At 69.0% G+C, this 21,559-nt stretch carries 17 protein-coding genes; 12 read left to right on the top strand and 5 right to left on the bottom strand.

The features are described 5' to 3' along the window. The first annotated feature begins 125 nt into the window (after positions 1-125). The 8 genes from AC57B5_RS28020 (at position 126) to AC57B5_RS27985 (ending at position 9,842) form a co-directional block, all read left to right on the top strand. Positions 126-1,358, top strand: coding sequence for an ABC transporter substrate-binding protein (locus tag AC57B5_RS28020; RefSeq protein WP_496400727.1), 1,233 nt, complete (start codon positions 126-128; stop codon positions 1,356-1,358). A 34-nt stretch (positions 1,359-1,392) separates the two neighbouring features. Next, the gene (locus tag AC57B5_RS28015; protein ID WP_496400726.1) at positions 1,393-3,048 is read left to right on the top strand and encodes a long-chain-fatty-acid--CoA ligase; all 1,656 of its coding nucleotides are present in this window, start codon (positions 1,393-1,395) and stop codon (positions 3,046-3,048) included. Positions 3,049-3,060: 12 nt separating this feature from the next. Then, the gene (locus AC57B5_RS28010; RefSeq protein ID WP_099733154.1) at positions 3,061-4,143 is read left to right on the top strand and encodes a CaiB/BaiF CoA transferase family protein; all 1,083 of its coding nucleotides are present in this window, start codon (positions 3,061-3,063) and stop codon (positions 4,141-4,143) included. Positions 4,144-4,152: 9 nt separating this feature from the next. After that, positions 4,153-5,715 carry a long-chain-fatty-acid--CoA ligase gene (locus AC57B5_RS28005; RefSeq protein ID WP_496400725.1) on the top strand — a complete coding sequence of 521 codons (1,563 nt, stop codon included), beginning with the start codon at positions 4,153-4,155 and terminating at the stop codon, positions 5,713-5,715. 25 nt (positions 5,716-5,740) lie between these two features. Further along, complete coding sequence (locus AC57B5_RS28000) at positions 5,741-6,889, top strand: acyl-CoA dehydrogenase family protein (protein WP_013801539.1); 1,149 nt, start codon at positions 5,741-5,743, stop codon at positions 6,887-6,889. 78 nt (positions 6,890-6,967) lie between these two features. Beyond that, entirely contained in the window at positions 6,968-7,858 is an 891-nt protein-coding gene (locus AC57B5_RS27995; protein ID WP_496400724.1) for an SDR family oxidoreductase, read from the top strand. Between the two features lie 17 nt (positions 7,859-7,875). Then, positions 7,876-8,688: a crotonase/enoyl-CoA hydratase family protein gene (locus AC57B5_RS27990; protein WP_013801537.1), complete on the top strand. Its 813-nt coding sequence runs from the start codon at positions 7,876-7,878 to the stop codon at positions 8,686-8,688. Positions 8,689-8,948: 260 nt separating this feature from the next. Next, the gene (locus tag AC57B5_RS27985) at positions 8,949-9,842 is read left to right on the top strand and encodes a 3'-5' exonuclease (RefSeq protein WP_496400723.1); all 894 of its coding nucleotides are present in this window, start codon (positions 8,949-8,951) and stop codon (positions 9,840-9,842) included. Here AC57B5_RS27985 and AC57B5_RS27980 read toward each other — a convergent pair. Beyond that, positions 9,839-11,017: a GGDEF domain-containing protein gene (locus AC57B5_RS27980; RefSeq protein WP_097201730.1), complete on the bottom strand. Its 1,179-nt coding sequence runs from the start codon at positions 11,015-11,017 to the stop codon at positions 9,839-9,841. The genes AC57B5_RS27985 and AC57B5_RS27980 overlap by 4 nt on opposite strands. Before the next feature lie 315 nt (positions 11,018-11,332). Here AC57B5_RS27980 and AC57B5_RS27975 point away from each other — a divergent pair, with 315 nt between their 5' ends. After that, positions 11,333-12,622, top strand: coding sequence for an O-acetylhomoserine aminocarboxypropyltransferase/cysteine synthase family protein (locus AC57B5_RS27975; protein WP_496400722.1), 1,290 nt, complete (start codon positions 11,333-11,335; stop codon positions 12,620-12,622). A gap of 64 nt (positions 12,623-12,686) precedes the next feature. Here the strand turns inward: AC57B5_RS27975 and AC57B5_RS27970 are convergent, their stop codons facing one another. The 4 genes from AC57B5_RS27970 to AC57B5_RS27955 all read right to left on the bottom strand — a co-directional run bounded on the left by AC57B5_RS27970 (position 12,687) and on the right by AC57B5_RS27955 (position 17,172). Beyond that, positions 12,687-13,739, bottom strand: a complete 1,053-nt coding sequence (locus AC57B5_RS27970) for a hypothetical protein (RefSeq protein WP_496400721.1) — start codon at positions 13,737-13,739, stop codon at positions 12,687-12,689. A gap of 86 nt (positions 13,740-13,825) precedes the next feature. Further along, positions 13,826-15,124 (bottom strand): ergothioneine biosynthesis protein EgtB, encoded by a 1,299-nt coding sequence (egtB, locus tag AC57B5_RS27965; protein ID WP_496400720.1) that lies wholly within the window; start codon positions 15,122-15,124, stop codon positions 13,826-13,828. Next, the gene (egtD, locus tag AC57B5_RS27960; protein ID WP_496400719.1) at positions 15,111-16,169 is read right to left on the bottom strand and encodes an L-histidine N(alpha)-methyltransferase; all 1,059 of its coding nucleotides are present in this window, start codon (positions 16,167-16,169) and stop codon (positions 15,111-15,113) included. The genes egtB and egtD overlap by 14 nt, the downstream gene beginning before the upstream one ends. Before the next feature lie 388 nt (positions 16,170-16,557). Next, positions 16,558-17,172, bottom strand: coding sequence for an OmpW/AlkL family protein (locus tag AC57B5_RS27955; protein ID WP_496400718.1), 615 nt, complete (start codon positions 17,170-17,172; stop codon positions 16,558-16,560). A gap of 230 nt (positions 17,173-17,402) precedes the next feature. On the opposite strand from AC57B5_RS27955, the gene AC57B5_RS27950 reads away from it, so the two are divergent. The 3 genes from AC57B5_RS27950 to AC57B5_RS27940 all read left to right on the top strand — a co-directional run bounded on the left by AC57B5_RS27950 (position 17,403) and on the right by AC57B5_RS27940 (position 21,527). Beyond that, positions 17,403-17,918 carry a sigma-70 family RNA polymerase sigma factor gene (locus tag AC57B5_RS27950; protein WP_013801529.1) on the top strand — a complete coding sequence of 172 codons (516 nt, stop codon included), beginning with the start codon at positions 17,403-17,405 and terminating at the stop codon, positions 17,916-17,918. Further along, positions 17,915-18,952: a FecR family protein gene (locus AC57B5_RS27945; protein WP_496400717.1), complete on the top strand. Its 1,038-nt coding sequence runs from the start codon at positions 17,915-17,917 to the stop codon at positions 18,950-18,952. Before AC57B5_RS27950 ends, AC57B5_RS27945 begins: the two co-directional genes overlap by 4 nt. Positions 18,953-19,055: 103 nt before the next feature. Then, positions 19,056-21,527, top strand: coding sequence for a TonB-dependent siderophore receptor (locus AC57B5_RS27940; protein WP_496400716.1), 2,472 nt, complete (start codon positions 19,056-19,058; stop codon positions 21,525-21,527). Positions 21,528-21,559: the final 32 nt, after the last annotated feature.

Here is a 21,559-nt window from a genome sequence, read left to right as displayed (position 1 = left end):
GCACCTTGCTGCGCCTGCACATGCATTCGTCGGAATCGACGATGGGCGCGCGCCGGGCCGGTTCCTACCATGGACCGGCCACCACAAGAAAAGCGGGCACGGCGCCCGCAAGCCAGGAGACAACCATGCGCAACACCATCGCCCGGGGCCCCTGGGCCCTGATCGCCTGCCTGGCGCTGGCCCTGCCGGCCATCACCCAGGCGCCAGCCCAGGCCCAGGCCCAGACCCAGGCCCAGGCCCAGAAGAAGTACGACACCGGCGCCAGCGACACCGAGATCCGCATCGGCAACTTCGTGCCCTACTCGGGTCCCGTGTCGGCCTACGGAACCATAGGCAAGGCCCATGCGGCCTACTTCGCCAAGATCAATGCCGAGGGCGGCATCAACGGCCGCAAGATCACCTACCTCTCCGCCGACGACGCCTACAACCCCGCCCAGAGCGTGGAGCAGACGCGCAAGCTGGTCGAGCGCGACGGCGTGCTGCTGATGTTCGGCGCGCTGGGCACCTCGCACAACCAGGCCGTGCATCGCTACATGAACCAGCGCAAGGTGCCCCAGCTGTTCGTCTCCACGGGCGCCACGCGCTGGGGCGATCCGAAGAACTTCCCCTGGACCATGGGCTGGCAGCCCACCTACCAGCTCGAAGGCCGCACCTTCGCCCAGCACATCCTGGCCACGCGGCCCCAGGCCAAGGTGGCCGTCCTGATGCAGAACGACGACTTCGGCAAGGACTACCTCAAGGGCGTGCTCGACGGCTTCGGCGAGCAGGCCAAGCAGCGCATCGTCGTGCAGCAGACCTACGAGGTCGGCGACCCCACGGTGGACAGCCAGATGGTGGCGCTCAAGGGCTCGGGGGCGGACACCTTCATCAACATCAGCACGCCCAAGTTCGCGGCCCAGTCCATACGCAAGGCCGCCGACATCGGCTGGAAGCCTGCGCACTACCTGGTCAGCGTCTCGCTGTCCATCAGCTCGGTGCTCAAGCCCGCGGGCCTGGACAACGCGCGCGGCGTGATGACGGCCAGCTACCTGCGCGAGCCCTCGGACCCCAGCAACCAGGGCACGCCCGAGCTGGCCGGCTACCTGGCCTTCATGAAGCAGTTCTACCCGGCCGGCGACCCCAACGATTCGCTCAACGTCATCGGCTACTCCCAGGCCCAGACCCTGGTGCAGGTGCTCAGGCAGGCCGGCGACGAGCTCACGCGCGCGAACATCATGAAGCAGGCCGCCAGCCTGAAGATGGACCTGCCCATGCTCTACCCGGGCATCAGCCTGCAGACCGGTGGGGACGATTTCTTCCCCATCAAGAAGATGCAGCTCGTGCGCTTCGACGGCAGCCGCTACGCGCCCGTGCAGTGACCCCGGCCTTCAGGACAACGACAGGAGACACCCCATGCCCGCCTTGCAAGGACTGATGCAGGACCGCCCGCTCATGATCTCGTCGCTGATCGAGCATGCGGCGCGCTTTCATCCGCACACCGAGATCGTCTCGCGCCTGCCGGAAACCCGGGACGGTGGGCTGCACCGCACCGACTGGGCCGGCATGCGCCGCGCCTCCTGCCAGGTGGCCAACGCCCTGCAGTCACTGGGCGTGCAGCCTGGCGAACGCGTGGGCACGCTGGCCTGGAACAGCTGGCGCCACCTGGCGCTGTACTTCGGCGTCTCGGGCAGCGGCGCGGTGCTGCACACCATCAACCCGCGCCTGTTTCCCGAGCAGATCGAATACATCGCCAACCATGCCGAGGACCGGGTGCTGTTCTTCGACGTGACCTTCGCGCCGCTGGTGGAAAAGCTCGCACCGCATCTGAAGACCGTCACCACCTATGTCTGCATGAGTTCGCGCGAGCACATGCCCGCGCTGGACCTGCCCGGCCTGCACTGCTGGGACGAGCTGGTGGGCAACCAGAGCGAGGACTTCGACTGGCCCGAGTTCGACGAGCGCACGGCCTCCTCGCTGTGCTACACCTCGGGCACCACGGGCCACCCCAAGGGCGTGCTGTACTCGCACCGCTCCACCGTGCTGCACACGCTGATGGAGCTGGCGCCCGACACCTTCGGCCTGAACGCGAGCGAGACCGTGATGCTCATCGTGCCCATGTTCCATGCCAACGCCTGGGGCACGCCCTATGCGGCGGCCATGGCCGGCGCACGGCTGGTGCTGCCCGGCCCGCACCTGGACGGCCAGAGCGTCTACGAGCTCATGCGCGACGAGAAGGTCACCTTCTCGCAGGGCGTGCCCACCGTGTGGCTGATGCTGTTCCAGTACCTGGATGCGCATCCCGACATCGACCCGCGCGCGCTGGGCGTCAAGAGCATAGGCATCGGCGGCGCGGCCGTGCCGCGCGCCATGCTGGAGCGCTTCGAGGACCAGTTCGGCGCCCAGGTCGTGCAGGGCTGGGGCATGACCGAGACCAGCCCCATCGGCGTGGTCAGCAAGCTGCTGCCCCGGCACGACGCGCTGTCGGGCGAGGAACTGGTCAAGGTCAAGCTCAAGCAGGGGCGCGGCGTCTGGGGCGTGGACCTCAAGATCGTGGACGACGACGGCCGGCCCCAGCCCTGGGACGGCCAGGCCCGGGGACACCTGCGCGTGCGCGGCCCCTGGATCGCCAGCGGCTACTTCAAGGGCGAAGGCGGCTCGCCCGTCGATGAGGAAGGCTTCTTCACCACGGGCGACGTGGCCACCATCGATGCCGACGGCTTCCTGCAGCTGGTGGACCGCGCCAAGGACGTGATCAAGTCGGGCGGCGAGTGGATTTCCTCCATCGACGTGGAGAACGCCGCCATGGGCCATCCCGGCGTGGCCGAGGCCGCCATCATAGGCGTGGCCCATCCCAAGTGGCAGGAGCGGCCGCTGCTGCTGGTGGTGCCGCGCGCAGGCCACAGCGTCAGCCGCGAGTCCATGCTCGACTTCCTGTCCACGCGCATCGCCAAATGGTGGCTGCCCGACGACGTGCTGCAGGTGGCCGAGCTGCCGCACACGGCCACCGGCAAGCTGCTGAAAACGAAGTTGCGCGAGCAGTACAAGAACCATCCACTGCCCACGGCCTGAAAGGAGACCTCCATGCCAGGACCGCTTGAAGGCGTGCGCGTTGTCGAGTTCGCGGGCCTGGGCCCGGGGCCGTTCTGCGCCATGCTGCTGGCCGACATGGGTGCCGAGGTGCTGCGCATCGCGCGGCCCGGCACGCCGGTCGATGCACAGGACATCACCACGCGCAGCCGCAGCCAGGTCGAGATCGACCTGCGCGGCGAGGAAGGCCAGGCCTCGGCCCTGGCGCTGATCGCACGCGCCGATCTGCTCATCGAGGGCTTTCGGCCCGGCGTGATGGAGCGCCTGGGCCTGGGGCCCGAGCCCTGCCTGGCGCGCAACCCGCGCCTGGTCTACGGCCGCATGACGGGCTGGGGCCAGCACGGGCCGCTGGCGAATGCGGCGGGGCATGACATCAACTACATCGCCATCTCCGGCGCGCTGCACGCCATCGGCCGCGCGGGCGAGGCTCCCGTGCCGCCGCTCAACTACGTGGGCGACTTCGGCGGCGGCGGCATGCTGCTGGCCGTGGGCCTGCTGGCCGCCCTGCACGAGGCCGGGCGCAGCGGCCGGGGCCAGGTCATCGACGCGGCCATGACCGATGGCACGGCCCTGCTGTCGGCCTTCATGTACGGCTTCAAGGCCAAGGGCCAGTGGAGCAACCAGCGCGGAGAGAACCTGCTGGACGGCGGCGCGCACTTCTATGACACCTATGCCTGCGCCGACGGCAAATACATCGCCATAGGCGCCATCGAGCCGCAGTTCTACGCCGAGCTGCGCCAGCGCTGCGGCATACAGGACCCGCTGTTCGACGCGCAACTGGACGCCGCACGCTGGCCCCTGCTCAAGCTGCGCCTGGCCGACGTGTTCCGCACGCGCACGCGCCAGCAGTGGTGCGAGCTGCTGGAAGGCAGCGATGCCTGCTTCGCCCCCGTGCTCGACTGGGACGAGGCGCCCCAGCACGCCCACAACCGCGCGCGCGCCACGTTCACCGAGGCCGGTGGCGTGCTCCAGCCCGCGCCGGCGCCGCGTTTTTCGCGCAGCGTGCCCGAGCAGCCCCGCCCCCCGCGCGCCGCCAGCCTGCAAGACACGCTGGCCGCCTGGAACGCCCGCTCCTGAGGAAACCCCATGCCCATGTATCTCACCCAGGCCATCCACAAGGGCCGCCGCGAAAAGGCCGGCGCCACGGCGGCCATCTGCGGCGCAGAGCAGGCCAGCTGGTCGCAGCTTGCGCAGCGCATCGAACGCTGTGCCGGCCTGCTGCGGGCGCTGGACGTGGTGCCCGGCGACCGCGTCGGCATGATGGGCCTGAACTCCATCCGTTACCTTGAATACTTCTATGGCTGCTGGTGGGCAGGCGCCGCGGTCAACCCCGTCAACATCCGCTGGAGCGCGCACGAGGTGGCCTACTCGCTGGACGACTGCGACACGCGCGTGCTCTTCGTGGACGATGCCTTCGCGCCCCTGGTGCCCCGGCTGCGCGAGCTGTCCTCCAGCCTGCGCACCGTGGTGTTCTGCGGCACGGGCGCCGCGCCCGAAGGCGCGCTGCACTACGAGCAATTGCTGGCTGCCGCCACGCCCTGCGCCGACGTGCTGCGCAGCGGCAACGACCTGGCCGCCGTGATGTATACGGGCGGCACCACGGGTCGGCCCAAGGGGGTGATGCTCAGCCACGACAACCTGTTCATCAACGCCCTGTCCAATGCCAGCAACGTGCCGCGCCAGCATGTGAAGGTGGGCATGGTGGTCACGCCCATGTTCCATGTGGCCGGCTGCGGCCTGGCCCTGCTCATGGCCCAGCGCTTGGTGCCCCAGGTCATCGTGCCGGCATTCGACGAGCTGGCCATCCTCGCCGGCATCCAGCAGCACGGCGTGAACGAGCTGTTCCTCGTGCCCACCATGATCCGCCGGCTGATCGAGCATCCGCGCCTGGCGGAGTTCGACCTGTCCAGCCTGCGCCTCATGCTCTATGGCGCGGCGCCCATAGACGCCAGCCTGCTGGAGCGCGCCATGCAGGCGCTGCCCGGCGCCGACTTCGCCCAGGCCTACGGCATGACCGAGCTGTCGCCCACCATCGTGTCCATGGGCCCGGCCGAGCACCGCCCCGGCCCGCAGCGCGAGCGCCTGCTGCGCGCGGCCGGCCGGCCCGTGACCATTGCCGAGGTGCGCATCGTCGATGGCGAGGGCCGCGAGCTGCCTGCCGGCGAGGTGGGCGAGATCACGGCGCGCGGCCCCATGGTCATGCAGGGCTACTGGAACAGGCCCGCCGAGACGGCCGCCGCGCTCAAGGACGGCTGGATGCACACGGGCGACATGGGCCGGCTGGATGCTGACGGCTACCTCTTCGTCGTGGACCGGCTCAAGGACATGATCGTCAGCGGCGGCGAGAACGTGTACTCGGCCGAGGTCGAGAACGCCATCGCCCAGCTGCCCCAGGTCGCCATGTGCGCTGTCATCGGCGTGCCCGACGAACGCTGGGGCGAGCGCGTGCACGCCGTGATCGTCGCGCGCGAGGGCCAGCCGCTGACCGAGGCCGAGGTCATCGCCCACTGCCGCGAACGCATCGCGGGCTACAAATGCCCGCGCTCGGTGGAGTTCCGCGCCGAGCTGCCGCTGTCGGCCGCCGGCAAGCTGCAGAAATTCCAATTGCGCGAACCCTATTGGCAGGGCCGCGAACGCCGCATCAACTGACCCCCACGAATCACCAGGCCACGCCATGCCACTGCAACTGACACGCTCCTGGAGCACCCCCGAGCTGGAAAGCCTGCGCGCCACCGCCGTGCGCTTTCTGGAAACCGAAATGCAGCCGCAGGACGAGGCCGCACGCCAGCGCGGCAACGTGGGCCATGCCATCTGGCGCCGCGCCGGCGAGCTGGGCCTGCTGTGCACCGACATCCCCGAGGACTACGGCGGCGGCGGCGGCGACTTCCGCCACGAGGCCGTGATCCACGAGGAGATGGCGCGCCGCGCCCTCTCGGGCATGAGCAACTCCGTGCACTCCATCGTGGCCCACTACCTGCTCAACCACGGCACCGAGGCGCAAAAGCGCAAGTACCTGCCCGCCATGGCGCGCGGCGAGCTGGTGGGCGCCATCGCCATGACCGAGCCCGGCGCGGGCTCGGACCTGCAGGGCGTGCGCACGCGCGCAGAACTCAGGGACGGCCGCTACCGCATCAACGGCAGCAAGACCTTCATCACCAACGGCCTGCTGGCCGGCCTGATCCTCGTGGTCTGCAAGACCGACCCGGCCCAGGGCGCGCGCGGCACCTCCATCCTCATCGTGGAGACCCGGGACTGCGCGGGCTTTCGCGTGGGCCGCGTGCTCGACAAGATGGGCATGAAGGCCCAGGACACCTCGGAGCTTTTCTTTGACGACGTGACCGTGCCGCAGGACGCGCTGCTGGGCGGGCGCGAAGGCCAGGGCTTCTACCAGCTCATGGGCGACCTGCCCTACGAGCGCCTGATCATCGGCCTGGCTGCCCTGGCCTGCATGGAAGGCGCCTACGAGGCCACGCTGGCCTACGTGCGCGAGCGCCGCGCCTTCGGCCAGGCCATTGCCGACATGCAGAACACCCGGTTCAAGCTCGCCGAGGTGGCCACCACGCTGACCGTGGGCCGCGCCTTCATCGACCGCTGCGTGGAGCAGCTGGTGGCCGGCACGCTGGACACGGCCACGGCCTCCATGGCCAAGCTGTGGGGCTCGGAAGCGCAGGGCCGCGTGCTCGACGAACTCGTGCAACTGCATGGCGGCTACGGCTACATGAACGAATACATGGTCACCCGCATGTACGCCGATGCGCGCGTGCAGCGCATCTACGGCGGCACCAGCGAAATCATGAAGGAAGTGATCTCGCGCGTGCTCTGACGCTCTGATCCCCTGGCGGCGCCAAGCGCTGCCTCAGTCCCCCCTATCCCTTCCCCGGCAGCACAGGAGACAGCAGCCATGACCCTCGACGACCTCATCTACAAGCCCGGCCTGCTCAAGGGCGAACGCATCCTCGTCACTGGCGGCGGCACCGGCCTGGGCCGTGTCATGGCCGAGGCCTTTCTCATGATGGGCGCCGACATCCACCTGTGCGGCCGGCGCGGCGCCGTGGTCGAGCAGACAGCGCAGGAACTGGTGCAGCAGCATGGCGGCCGGGCCGTGGGCCATGCCTGCGACGTGCGCCAGCCCGAGGCCGTGGAGCAGATGATCGAGGCCATCTGGGCCGATGGCGGCGCGCTCACGGGCCTGGTCAACAACGCGGCCGGCAACTTCGTCAGCCGCACCGAGGACCTGTCCATGCGCGCCTTCGACGCCGTGGCCAACATCGTCATGCGCGGCAGCTTCAACCTCACGCTGGAGTGCGGCCGCCGCTGGCTGGCCGAGGGCCGCAAGGCCAGCGTGCTGTCCATCCTCACCACCTGGGTCTGGAACGGCTCAGCCTTCACCGTGCCCTCGGCCATGGCCAAGTCGGGCGTGCATGCCATGACGCAGTCGCTGGCCGTGGAATGGGGCAACCGGGGCATACGCTTCAACGCCATCGCGCCAGGCCTGTTCCCCACCGAAGGCATGAGCGCGCGGCTGAATCCGCAGGGCGGCGAGCATGTGCGTGCCGACAACCCCATGGGCCGCAACGGCCGCATGCCCGAGCTGGCCAACCTGGCCGTCTTCCTCATGAGCCGCCAGGCCGAGTACCTGACGGGACAGACCATCGCCATAGACGGCGGACAATACCAGGCGACGGGCGGCAACTTCGCCGGGCTGGCCAGCTGGAGCGACCAGGACTGGGCGAATGCGCGCAGCGCCATCGAATCGCGCAACGCGGCCGACCGCCAGCAAAGAACCGCATAGACACAAGGAGACAAGCCATGAGCCAAGAACGCGTGCGCATATCGGTGGACCACGGCGTGGCCGAGGTGACCCTGGCCCGGCCCGACAAGATGAATGCGCTGGACCCCGCCATGTTCGACGCCCTGATCGACGCATTGGCGCGGCTGCGGGACACGCCCGGGTTGCGCGCCGTGGTGCTGCATGGCGAAGGGCGCGCCTTCTGCGCGGGCCTGGACATGGGCAGCATGGCCGGCATTGCCGACGGCCAGCAGACGGCGGACATGACGGACCTGGCCGCGCGCACGCACGGCATGGCCAACCGCTTCCAGCAGATCTGCTGGGGCTGGCGCGAACTGCCCGTGCCCGTGATCGCCGCCGTGCACGGCGTGGCCTACGGCGGCGGCCTGCAGCTGGCGCTGGGCGCGGACATCCGCCTGGTGGCCGATGATGCGCGGCTGTCCATCATGGAAATCAAGTGGGGACTGGTGCCCGACATGGCCGGCTGCGCGCTGGCCGCGCCGCTGGTGCGCGGCGATGTGCTGCGCGAACTGGTCTACACCGGCCGCATCGTGCCCGGCCCCGAGGCCGTGGCCCTGGGCCTGGCCACGCGCGTGAGCGCTGCGCCGCTGGAGGAAGCGCGCCACCTGGCCCGCCAGATCGCGGCCAGCAGCCCGCACGCCATACGCGCGTCCAAGCGCCTGATGCAGCTCAGCGAAACCGCCTCTCCCGCAGACATCCTGCTGGCCGAGGCGCAGGAGCAGCAGGCCCTGCTGGGCAGCTCCAACCAGGCCGAGGCCGTGCGCGCCGGCCTGGAAAAGCGGGTGCCGGTATTCAACGATCAAGGCCTTTAGACACCTTTTGAAACAGCCGCCGGACCCTGCATCGGGGTCCGGCGCAGCCATCCGCAAATACCCTTATTCGATGCCCTTTCGCCACTGCGCTGATTTTTTAGGCATTCCGTGGAAAGCCTTGCAGGGCGCGGATTCGGCAAGTTACACCCGGAGTTTTCCACAACTCCGTCCACACGCACCGGGGATAAAAACCCGGTGCCCGAGGGGCATGCAAGTGCAGGCATACTTGACGGCTTGCCTCGGCTTCCTCCTCTTTTCCCATGCCCCGCCTGCACGCTCCCAGCAAGGATGACAGCCGCCTGCTGCCGCCTTTTGCCGCCCTGCCCGAGCGCTGCATCCACGTGCCCGCCACCGACGCCGAATTCGCGGCCGCACGCGCCGCGCTGATGGCGGCTCCCGTGCTCGGTTTCGATACCGAGAGCAAGCCGCTGTTCCACGCCCACCAGACCGACACCGGCCCCCATGTGGTGCAGTTGGCCACCTGCGACCAGGCCTGGCTGCTGCAGCTGCACCATGCGCAGGCACGCGCGCTTGCGGCCGACGTGCTGGCCAGCGAGTCCATCTGCAAGGCCGGTTTCGGCCTGGACCATGACCGCAGCGCGCTGCCCGCGCGCCTGGGCGTTGCGCTGCACAACGTGATCGACCTGGACCGCGTGTTCAAGCGCCACGGCTATGCCAGCTCGGTGGGCGTGCGCGCAGCCGTGGCCCTGGTGCTGGGGCAGAACTTCCACAAGTCCAAGAAGATCTCCACCTCCAACTGGGCTGCACCGCAGCTGAGCCTGGCCCAGCGCCACTACGCGGCCAACGACGCCCACGGCGCCGCCATGGTGCATGCCGCCCTGCCCGCCTGGGAACAGCGCCAGCCGGCCGTGGCCGAACGCCCGGCCAGGCCCGCCAGGCCTGCGCCTGAACCCCGCGGCCCCGGCAGCTCCAGCGGCCCGCGGGGACCACGCAGGCCCCACGCGCCACGCGAGCAGGACGCACCGCGCGAGCCGCATGTGTCGCACGAGCAGCATGTGTCGCACAAGCCGCACGAGCCACATGAGCCACATGCACCGCGCGAGTCCAGCGCCCCGCGCTCATCGCCACGCCCTTCCCGCACCCCACGCCTGCTGCAGGCGCCGGTCACACCGGGCAAGCCAAGCCCTGGCTAGGCCTCTTCCTCTTGCGGCACCAGCCGCACCCGGTCGCGGCCTGCACGCTTGGCCTCGTAGAGCATGGCGTCGGCACGCGCCAGCGCCTGCTCCAGCGTCTGGCCCTGGGCCATCCAGGCCACGCCAAAGCTGGCCGTGATGCGTATGTCGTCGGGCAGCGCGCTGAAGCCCATCAGGCGCAGCTGGGTCTGGATGCGCCGGGTGATCCATTGCGCGGCCAGCGGGTCGGCGTGCGGCAGCAGGGCCACGAACTCCTCCCCGCCAAAGCGTGCAACCAGGTCCTGCTGGCGTGTGCTGCGCAGCAGCAGGCGCGCAAAGCGCTGCAGCACCTCGTCGCCCGCCGCATGGCCCCAGCCGTCGTTGACCCGCTTGAAATGGTCCAGGTCGCACACCAGTACGGCGGCCGACAGCTGCGGCTGCTCGGCCAGCCGGCGCTGCACGGCCTCCTTGAAGGCGCGCCGGTTCAGCAGCCCCGTCAGCGGATCGCGGTCGCGCTCCTCGTGCAGCTCCTGCACGGTGTCGCGCACCGCTGCGGCCAGGAAGAGCATGGCAAACAGCAGGCCGAACACCAGCAGGCTCAGCTGCAGCGCCATCCACGAGGAAGAAATGCCCAGCCATTCGCCGGATGCGCTGGCCGATACCGAAGCAGCACGCGGCGTCACCCACAGCGTGCGGACGAAAAAGCTCAGCGCAAAGACCACGAACACCCACAGCAGCAGCCGGTCCCAGCCTGTGCAGGGATGCCTGCGTGGCAGCCGCCACAGCGGCAGGGCCAGTTGCAGGCCCAGGCCGAAATTGAGCACATGCTGGCGCGCCTGGGCATCGGGCACGGCCCAGGCGTAGTAGCCCAGCACCACCAGCACCGCGCCGCCAAAGCCGGCCGCCAGCGGTGCATCGGGGCGCACGCCCTGGCGTATGGCCATGGCCTCGGTGATGAACCAGGCCGCGCACAGTTGCAGCGCGGCCGTCGTCAACGCATTGACGGGAACGGCCGCAGGCCGCTCCAGGATCTGCAGCAGCAGCGCCAGGCTGAAGCCGGTGAAGGCGAAGGACATGCTGCGCAACTCGCGCCGGGCACGCAGATGCCGCCAGCAGACATAGAAACAGCCGGCCAGCAGCAAGGTGCACAGGGGCACCGCCAGCGCCAGAAGATGTCTTGCTGTCAACGTCACCATCAACTCCCTGATGGAGTCTAGCGATCAGGTCACGTTACAACACGTCGTTAACAAAAATACACATTCACTCACGGTTCTGGCAATGTCAGGCCGGGCCTATCTGCGCGTGGCAGAGGAGCAACCGGGCTGCGGCGTATATGTTCGTAACCAACGCATCGTTGGGCACCGGAGGCCGGCACGCCACAATGCCAACCGTCCTCCGCTAGTAAAACCTCAGGACTTACGCAAACAGGATGCGGGAACGCGCCGCTCCCCATGGCAAATGGCCCGACCGTGCCCTTCTTGCGTAAGCCGTCACCAGAAAGGCAATCTTCCATGCGCATCGAAACCCTGGCCGTCCACGCCGGCTACTCGCCCGACCCCACCACCAAGTCGGCCGCCGTGCCCATCTACCAGACCGTGGCCTACGCCTTCGACAGTGCCCAGCATGGCGCCGACCTGTTCGACCTCAAGGTGGCCGGCAACATCTACACGCGCATCATGAACCCCACCACCGACGTGCTGGAAAAGCGCGTCGCGGCGCTGGAAGGCGGCATTGCCGCCGTGGCCGTGGCCTCGGGCATGGCCGCCATCACCTATGCCATCCAGGCGATTGCCGAGGCCGGCGACAACATCGTCTCGGCCAGCACGCTCTACGGCGGCACCTACAACCTGTTCGCCCACACCTTCCCGCAGCAGGGCATCACGGTGCGCTTTGCCGATCCGCGCGACCCGGCCAGCTTTGCCCAGCACATCGATGAGAAGACCAAGGCCATCTTCATCGAGTCCATCGGCAACCCGCTGGGCAATGTCACCGACATCCGCGCGCTGGCCGACGTGGCCCATGCCCATGGCGTGCCGCTGATCGTGGACAACACGGTGCCCAGCCCCTATCTGCTGCGCCCCATCGAGCACGGCGCCGACATCGTCGTGCACTCGCTGACCAAGTACCTGGGCGGCCACGGCAACAGCGTGGGCGGCGCCGTCGTGGACAGCGGCAAGTTCCCCTGGGCCGAGCACAAGACACGCTTCAAGCGCCTGAACGAGCCCGATGTCAGCTACCACGGCGTGGTCTACACCGAGGCCCTGGGCGAGGCCGCCTACATCGGCCGCGTGCGCGTGGTGCCGCTGCGCAATACCGGCGCCGCCCTGTCGCCGCACAACGCCTTCCTCATCCTGCAGGGCATCGAGACGCTGGCCCTGCGCATGGACCGCATCTGCGAGAACACCCAGAAGATCGCCGAGACGCTGCAAAAGCATCCCAAGATCGAATGGGTGCGCTACGCCGGCCTGCAGGACCACCCCGACCACGCGCTGGTGAAGAAGCAGTTGGGCGGCCGCGCCTCGGGCATCCTCTCCTTCAGCCTCAGGAACAGCAGCGGCGACAGCGACACGCGCGCCGCCGGTGCGCGCTTCCTGGATGCGCTGCAGCTGTTCACGCGCCTGGTCAACATCGGCGACGCCAAGTCCCTGGCAACGCACCCGGCATCGACCACGCACCGCCAGCTGGACGCCGAGGAGCTTGCCAAGGCCGGCGTGACCGAAGGCATGGTGCGCCTGTCCGTGGGCATCGAGCACATCAGCGACCTGCTGGCCGACCTGGAGCAGGCGCTGGCCAAGGTCTGATTCCCGCGCAAGGGCGGGCCGGACTGCGCGGCGGCCCGGCCCTTGCAGGCAGGCTCCTGGCCTGTCAGCGCCGCTTGGCGCGCTCCCGCACTTGCTGCGAGGAGTAGAAGATCAGCGGATCGGGCGTGCGTTGCGGGTTGGCGCAGGGCTCGATGGCGTGGCCCTTGGGCGGGGCGCAGCGGGCCAGGTCGCGCAGCTGGGCCTGGGTGCGTTCGGCGTGGCGCGCGGCGGTCTCGCCTTCGGACGGGCGGCTGCCGGGCACGATGAGGCGCAGCTCCATCTTGCGGATGGCAGGCTCCACGGCATAGGTGCCCTGGTACTGCATCACCACGCGGCGCTCGGCCAGGTCCACCGTGGCCAGCACGGCGCGCATGGGCACGGGAATCATGGCGCCCGACTGGTAGCGCACCAGCACGAAGGGCGCAAAGGGCTTGGGAATCTTCAGCTCCAGTGTCTGGCCCTTGCCTCCGCGCGCATCGGCGCGCACGCGCAGTTGGCCACCGTCGGGCAGGTAGCGGTCCAGCCGCCAGCCCGTGGATACACGCTGCGCACCTACGCAGGGCGCGTAGTAGTACTCGGTGGCATCAGCATCCTTGCCCGTGTAGAGCATCTGGGCACCTTCATGCTCGGTGAGCGCCTTGGCGGCCACGTCCGCACCATCAGCCCTGGCGCCAACCAGCGTGCCGCCCCGCACGAACACGCCCGTGTACGGGAACCAGGTGGTGCGCTGATTGGCCACGGCGCCATAGGGCTTGCATTCGGTGGACATGCTCTGGTCCTGCATGTCGGCCTGGGGCGCCATGGGCTCGCCGCCGTGGCCGCCGCCCTGATCGGCCAGGCTCAGGCGGCCATCGGCCTCGATGGTGAACGTGGCCTTGGCCACCATGGAGTAGTAGCGGCCGGCAGCGTCTTCGCCGATCAGCAGCAGGCTGGGCAGGGGCGTGAGGTTGGCGACCTCGGGTTCGGCGTGCGGCGCATCGGCCGGGGCCTTGGTAGGCACCTCGGGCCGGGGCTGGTCCTGTGGCTGGCTGGGCGCCGGTGCCTGGGGCGGCGCAGTGGCACAGCCGGCAAGGACCAGGGACAGCGGCATGGCAAGAACAAGCGAACGCAACAACATGGAACTCCCTCGGATCATTGAGGCCGACGATGCTACTGCATGCGCCGGCGCGCGATGCAATGCCAGGCAACGCGGCACGGGCAGGCTCAGGCCAGATCCCTTGCCAGCCGCAGGCCGGTCATCTGCCAGCGTGCCTGGGTGGGGAAGAAATTGCGGTAGCTGGCGCGCGCATGGCCGGGCGGCGTGAGGCAGGAGCCGCCACGCAGCACGTACTGGTTGACCATGAACTTGCCGTTGTACTCACCCACCGCGCCCTCGGCCACCACAAAGCCCGGGTAGGCGGTGTAGGCCGACTGGGTCCACTCCCAGACCTCGCCCAGCGCATGGCTGCCGGGCTGCATGGCGCGCGGGTGCACGGGGCCGGGCGGCTCACCGTGCTGCGGGCGCTGCGCCATCTGCGCGGCAAGGGCCGCCTCCCATTCCGCCTCGGTGGGCAGGCGCGCGCCAGCCCAGCGCGCATAGGCATCGGCCTCGAAGTAAGAGAGGTGGCAGACGGGCCTGCGCCCGTCCAGCGCCAGCGCGCCATGCAGGCTGAATTCCTGCCACATGCCGTCCATCACGCCACCGGCCTGGCGCCGCCAGTACCACGGGTGCTCCAGCTGCTGCGCGCAACGCCAGTCCCAGCCTTCGGCCAGCCACCACTGCGGCTGGGCATAGCCGCCATCCTTGACGAAGCGCAGGAACTCGGCATTGCTCACGGGCCGCTGCGCCATCTCGCAGCCCTGCTGGAACACCTCGTGGCGCGGGCGCTCGTTGTCGAAGGCAAAGCCCTCGCCCGCATGGCCCACGGCATGCATGCCGCGCGGCACGGTCAGCCACTGCAGCGGCGGGGGCAATCCATCGGGCTCTTGCGGCGCAGGCACGCCCTCTTCCTGCGCCCGGTACGCAGGCCACAGCGGGTGGCAGGACAGCAGGTGCTTGATGTCGGTCAGCAGCAGTTCCTGGTGTTGCTGCTCATGCTGCAGGCCCAGTTCCAGCAGCGCGGCCAGCCGTGCAGGCGGCTGCGTGCCCCAGTCCTCGAACATCTGCAGCATGCGCTGGTCCACGGCCTCGCGGTAGGCCAGCACCCGCGCCAGCGAGGGGCGCGTCAGCAGCCCGCGCTGCGCACGCGGATGCCGCTCGCCCACCTGCTGGTAGTAGGAGTTGAACAGCACGCGAAAGTCGGCATCGAAGGGCGGCACGCCGGGCGCGTGCTCGGCCAGCACAAAGGTCTCGAAGAACCAGGTGGTATGCGCCAGATGCCATTTGGCCGGGCTGGCGTCTGGCATGGACTGCACGCAGGCATCCTCGGCCGACAGGGGCGCGGCCAGCAGCACGGTGCTCTGGCGCACGGCCTCGTAGCGCTGCACCCAGCGGAAGACGGCGGGCATTTCACGCATGGGCATGGATCACGGCAAACCACTGGCGCTCATCCGTCCAGACCTGGCAGGGCCCGAAGCCCGCGCAGGCCAGCATGCCCAGGAATTCGGGCAGCGGGTACTTGTAGCTGTTTTCGGTGTGGATGGTCTCGCCGGCCGAGAAATGCCGCAGCCCCTGCGGCCAGCCCACGATCAGCGGGCGGCGCGCGCGCAGGTGCATCTCGATGCGCGAATGCTCGGCGTTGAAGAAGGCCACATGCTCCCAGTCGTCCGGGTTGAAGTCGCTGCCCAGCAGGCTGTTGACGTGGCTGAGCAGGTTCAGGTTGAAGCGTGCCGTCACGCCCTGGGCATCGTCATAGGCGGGCTCCAGCCATTGCGTGGACTTGGGCAGGTCTATGCCGATCAGCAGGCCGCCGTCGTCGTTGACCATGGCACGCATCTGGCCCAGCATGCGCTGGGCCTGTACCGGGTCGAAATTGCCGATGGACGAGCCCGGATAGAACAGCAGCCGCCCGGCCTGCGGGATATGGGGCGGCAGGGTCAGCGGCTCGGTGATGTCGGCCGTGACGGCATGGGTCTGCAGCTGCGGAAACTCCTCGGCCAGCCGGCGCACGGACTGGCGCAGGAACGCGCCCGCAATGTCCACGCCCACGAAATGCCGGGGCCGCAGGCTGCGGCACAGGCCGCGCACCTTCTCGCAATTGCCGGCGCCCAGCTCGATCAGCACCTCGCTGCCGCGCAGGGCCTCGGCCATGGCGGCGCCAGAGTCGGCCAGGATGGCGGCCTCGGTGCGCGTGGGGTAGTACTCGGGCAGCCGCGTGATCTGCTCGAACAGGTCGCAGCCGCGCGCGTCGTAGAGGTATTTGGGAGAGACCTGGGCCTGGGGCTGCATCAGCCCGTGCTGCAGTTCGGCGCGGGTCGCGCGCAGTGCGTGGTCCGCCCATTCCGGGGCCGCCTCGCGCCTGCCGCCCTGGGCTGGCGCACGCGGCGCCGAAGGCAAAGGCAGCGGCACGCGCTGGGCGCGCGATGCCAGGGCAGAGGAAGACACGGTCGAATCGTGGGCAGACAGCATGGTGGGGGCCTCGCGTTGTGCGCCGCCCGCCGCAGCATGGTGAATGCCGCATCCCGGCTTGCAGCAGGGCGCGGTCGCCAATGGGCGGACAGCCAATGGTGACTGACGCCTGCAAACGGCAAGCGAGCCTCGCAAGACTCGCACCGGCAGGCCGAGGCACCAGCCTAGGCGCCTGCCCATGGCATGCGGGTAGGACAGTTTCCCCCACGCGTGATTTTTTCGTGACCTGTCCAGTGGTGCGCCGCAGCATTTCCGCAGCAGGCGAAAGCGCCGGTTCGGACGAAAAAAATCCGGTATGCCGCGAACGGCATACCGGACCAAGTACCCATCCTTGCCTCACTACGCGCTGCCGGATGAAGCAGCGCGTGCCTCACTCATGATCCGGAGATCAGAAGCGATAGCCCAGTCCCACACCGACCAGCACCGGGTTCACCTTGAAGGTGCCCACCTTGGTGCCGGCGGAGCTCACGTCCGTTTCAATGAAGACCTTCTTCACGTCGAAATTCAGCGACCAGTTCTTGTCCAGCGCGTAGTCGAAACCGATCTGCAGCGCGCCGCCGAAACTGTTCTTCTTGATCGAGGGGTTCAGCGCGGCCTGCACGGCAGGGTTGAAGCTCACGCTCGAAAAGCGGGTGTAGTTCACACCGGCGCCGACGTATGGCTTGAAGGCGCCGAAATTGGTGAAGTGGTATTGCGCCAGCAGCGTGGGCGGCAGGTGCTTGAGGCTGCCGATCTGGCCCAGGCCGTTGGCACGCAGGTCGTGCTTTTGCGGGTAGGTCAGCACCAGCTCGGCCGCGATGTTGGGCGTGAAGAAGTAGGACACGTCCAGTTCGGGCATCCACTTGTTGTTGATCGACAGACCCAGACCCGTGCTGTCCTTGTTGGCGCTGTCCAGATTCACGGCGCGCACGCGCACCATCCAGGGGCCTTCGGCCTGCTGCGCAAACGCGGCACCCGACGACAGGGTGCAAACGGCAGCAACGGCGAGCAGAGTTCTTTTCATGATGGAGAGTCTTGGAGTAGCCCGGGGCAAATCCCGTAGCTGTATTGCATCAGGGGCGGACGTGGCCGATCTTGTCCTAGCTCAAACCCGAAGGTGCGCAGCCCCGCATGGCCGGATCGCGTTGGATGCATGCAACGCATTGCGCGGCGGGCCAGTTGCGGGCAGGCTGCAGCCATTGCTCAAATAGAATGCGAATCATTATCAAATCCGCATTCCCAGGAACCCGCCCCATGGCCGCCGCGCCTTCGCACCCCGACATCGCCCTGCTCTACAGCGACCACCACGGCTGGCTGGTGGGCTGGCTCAGGCGCAGGCTGGGCAATCCCTGCGATGCGGCCGACCTGGCCCAGGACACCTTCGTTCGCGTGCTGGGCAAGCCCCAGTCCCTGCATGGCGTGCGCGAGCCGCGCGCCTGGCTCACCACCATCGCCCACGGCCTGGTCGTGGACCACACCCGCCGCGCCGCGCTGGAGCGCGCCTGCCTGGACGCCATCGCCAGCCTGCCCGAGCCGCTGGCGCCCTCGGCCGAGGAGCGCCATCTGCTGATCGAATCCCTGGTGCGCATGGACAACCTGCTGGCCGGCCTGCCGCCCAAGGCCCGCAGCGCCTTTCTGCTCTCTCGCCTGGAAGGCCTGAGCTACCCGGAAATCGCCCTGCAGCTGGGCGTGTGCCTGAGCTCGGTCGAGAAATACATGGCCACCGCCATACGCCACTGCCTTGCCCTGCGCAAGGAACTGACGGCGTGAGCACAGACCAGCCCCCCCAGGCGCTGGAACAGGCCATTGCCTGGGCCGTGCGGCTGGCCTCCGGCACGGCCACCGATGCCGACCGCGCCGCCTGCCAGGCATGGCGCAGCAGCCACGCCGCGCACGAACAGGCCTGGCAACAGGTCCAGGCGGTGGAGGCCCAGTTCGCCCTGCCCGCCGGCCAGGCGGGACTGGCCCACGGCGTGCTGCGGTCCGCTGGTCCAGGTCCGGCGCGAGGCCGGCGCGCAAGCCTGCAGCGGCTGCTGTTCCTCGGCCCCGCTGCCCTGCTGCTGGGGTCCATGGCATGGCGTTGGGCTGCACCGCGCGAGCAGATCGCGCTGGACACGGCCATCGGTGAGCGCCGCAGCACCCTGCTGGCCGACGGCAGCCGCCTGCACCTGGCACCGGACACGCTGGTGCAGGTGGATTTCACCTTGCTGCGCCGCGTGGTCCGCCTGGCACGCGGCGAGATCTTCATCGACACCGGCAGCGACCCGCGCTCCCTCGCGGGCCGACGCTCCTTCTGGGTGGAAACGCCGCTGGCCCGCTTCGAGGCCCTGGGCACCAGCTTCGGCGTGCGCCACGAAAAACACCCGGACACGGCCACGCGCCTGTACGTCACCGAGGGCCGCGTGGCCATCCATGTCAGAGCGCTGGACGGCACCGCGCCAGACCCCCTGGACGCCATCGTCGCCACCTCCGGCGAAACCCATGTGCTGCACGCCGGCCAGCACCGCCCTGTTCGCCTGCCCGACGAAGGCCTGGTGCCCGACGCATGGACCGACGGCGTACTGGTCGCCCGCCGCATGCGCCTGGACGCCTTCATGACCGAGCTGTCACGCCAGACCGGCATTCCCATGGAATGCGCCGACGACGTGGCTGCCCTGCATGTTTCAGGCGTATTCCAGCTGGACGGGCCGGATCCGGCGGGTCGTGCGCTGGCCGCCATTGCCCGCACGCTGCCTGTGCGTGTGGAGCGCGGACAAGGAGCAGCCAGCGGTGCCCACAGCGCCATGCGCCTGGTCAAAGCCTGATCCGGAATTTTTTTCAGGCAGTCATTACGGGTTTCACACCGCCCGTTCGGCATAGGAGCAAAGACATCGCTTTTTCCTTTGCCGTTTCTCAAGGACTGCCTCCATGCCCAGCCTGCCCAGCACCCGCCACGCTGCCCATCCGCCCTCCTGCACACGCCCCACGGCCCTGGCCACGCAGGCCTTGGCGCTGGGCCTGTTGATCACGCTGGGCCTGCCAGCGACCGCTCTGGCCCAGAGCCCGAGCTCCGCCCCGGATGCCAGGTCCATCCGGTTCGACCTGCCGGCCGGTGATCTGGAGACCAGCCTGCACAGCCTTGCGCGCCAGGCAGGCATCACCCTCTCGTTCGATCCAGCCCTGGTCCAGGGCCGACAGTCGGCGGCGCTGAGCGGCACGCGCGGCGTGCAAGAAGGGCTTGCCGCCCTGCTCGCCCCGCACCAGCTGCAGGCCACGCGCACGGCCGAAGGCGGCTGGGCCGTGCACCGTGCGCGGCCCGGGGCCGCGGCCGAGCATGCACTGCCTACCGTGAACGTGCTGGCCGATGCCGAGCATGAAAGCGCCTGGGGCGCCGTGCCCGGCTACGCGCCGCGCCGCAGCGCCTCGGCCATGAAGATGGATGTGCCGCTGCTGGAGACGCCGCAGCAGGTCAGCATCATCGGCGAGGCCCAGATCCGCGACCAGGCCATCTCCAGCGTGGCCGAGGCCGTGCGCTACAGCACGGGCGTGCGTCCCATGGACTACGGCGTCACCGATGACGACGTGGCCGTGCGCGGTTTCTATCTGACCGGCACGGGCCTGTACCGCGACGGCATGCGCATGGTCCACAACGGCTTCATGACCAACCTGGAGCCATATGGGCTGGAGCGGCTGGAAGTCGTGCACGGCCCGGCCTCGGTGCTGTACGGCCAGTCCGCGCCCGGTGGCCTGATCAATGCCGTCACCAAGCGCCCGCGCGCAGGCATGCAGCGCGAAGTGGGCGTGGAATTCGGCAGCCACGACCGGCGCCAGCTCACGGCCGACATCGGTGGTGCCATCAATGAACAGGGCACGGCACTGGCCCGGCTGACCATGCTCAAGCGCGAATCGGGCACGCAGTGGAATGGCCTGCGCGCCGATCGCAGCTACATCGCCCCCTCCTTCACATTGCAGGGCGAGCGCACCAGCCTCACCCTGCTGGCGCAGTACCAGGAGGACGAAACCGGCTTCGTCATCCCCTACTACCGCCAGACGCCTGCGGGCTGGTCGGCCACGGACATCAACGTCAGCGGACCGGGATCTGGCCACCACAAGCGCAATGCCAGCGTGGGCTGGCTGCTGGAGCACCGCCTGAACGACCAGCTAACGCTGCGCAACAACCTGCGCTACCTGGACGGCCGCAACGACCGGCGCGAGATGCGCAACCGGGGCCTGACGGCCGACCAGCGCGGCATGGCACGCCTGGCCATGGTGCGGCCCGACGCCGAACAGACCTGGGTCATGGACACGCAGATCGAAGGGCGCCACCGGACGGGTGCCGTCTCGCACCAGTGGGCCGTGGGCTTCGACTACTACCGCTCCAGGCTCGACTGGCGCATCTACTCGCTCAACGGCGCCGTGGCTCCGCTGGACCTGGTCAACCCCATCCACATCGCGCCGAACTGGAATGACAACTACCTCAGCGACCGCGCGCTGGCCCGCACGCACCAGGCAGGTCTGTACGTGCAGGACCAGATCAAGTTCGGCGAGCGCTGGGTGCTCAGCGCCGGCCTGCGCCGCGACAGCGCACGCATAGACACCGACTACGACGCGCGCGCCGCAGCCAACGCGCCCTTCGCCATCACCACCGTGCGCCGCACCGACAGCGCCGTCACCGGGCGGCTGGGCCTGATCTACCTGGCGCCCAGCGGCCTGGCTCCCTATGTGTCCTTCAACAACTCCTTCCAGCCGCCGCTGACCACGGTCACGGCCACCGACGCCAACGGCAGGCCCTACGAGCCCGAGACCGCGCGCCAGTTCGAGGCCGGCCTGCGCTACGCGCCGCCATCGGCCGGCTACACGCTCAGCGCCGCCGTGTTCGACCTGCGCAAGCGCAATGTGCGCACGCCATCCACACTGAACCCTCGCTTCGACGTGCAGACCGGCGAAGTGCGCAACCGGGGGCTGGAGCTGCAGGCCCAGGGCGAGATCGGCGGGGGCTTCTCGGCCATTGCGGCCTATACCTACCTCGACTCCAGGGTCACGCGCAGCAACAACGCCATCGAGATCGGCGCGCGCCCCGGCGCCACGCCGCGCCATGCCGCATCGCTGTGGGGCAAGTACCAGCGCGGCGCCCTGGAGCTGGGCCTGGGCCTGCGCCACATCAGCGCCACGCCTGGCGAGCTGCCCATGGACGGCGTGAAGACCCCCATGAACGACGCCTACACGCTGTGGGACGCCATGGCCGCCTACACCACCGGCCCGTGGCGCTTCTCGGTCAACCTCAGCAACCTCACCGACAGGCAGTACCGCACGCAATGCAACACCTTCCGTGGCGGCGCGCAATTCTGCGCGCTGGGCTTCGGGCGCGAGGTGCGTGTGGCTGCGGCCTATCGGTTCTGAGTGCCGCCATTGCTGCCCGCCAGGGCGGGAGC

This window comes from Delftia sp. BGA-UO-ETr-SB1, from assembly GCF_059567865.1.
The sequence above is the reverse complement of the archived record's forward strand: the minus strand, read 5'-3'. Positions and strand labels throughout refer to the sequence as shown.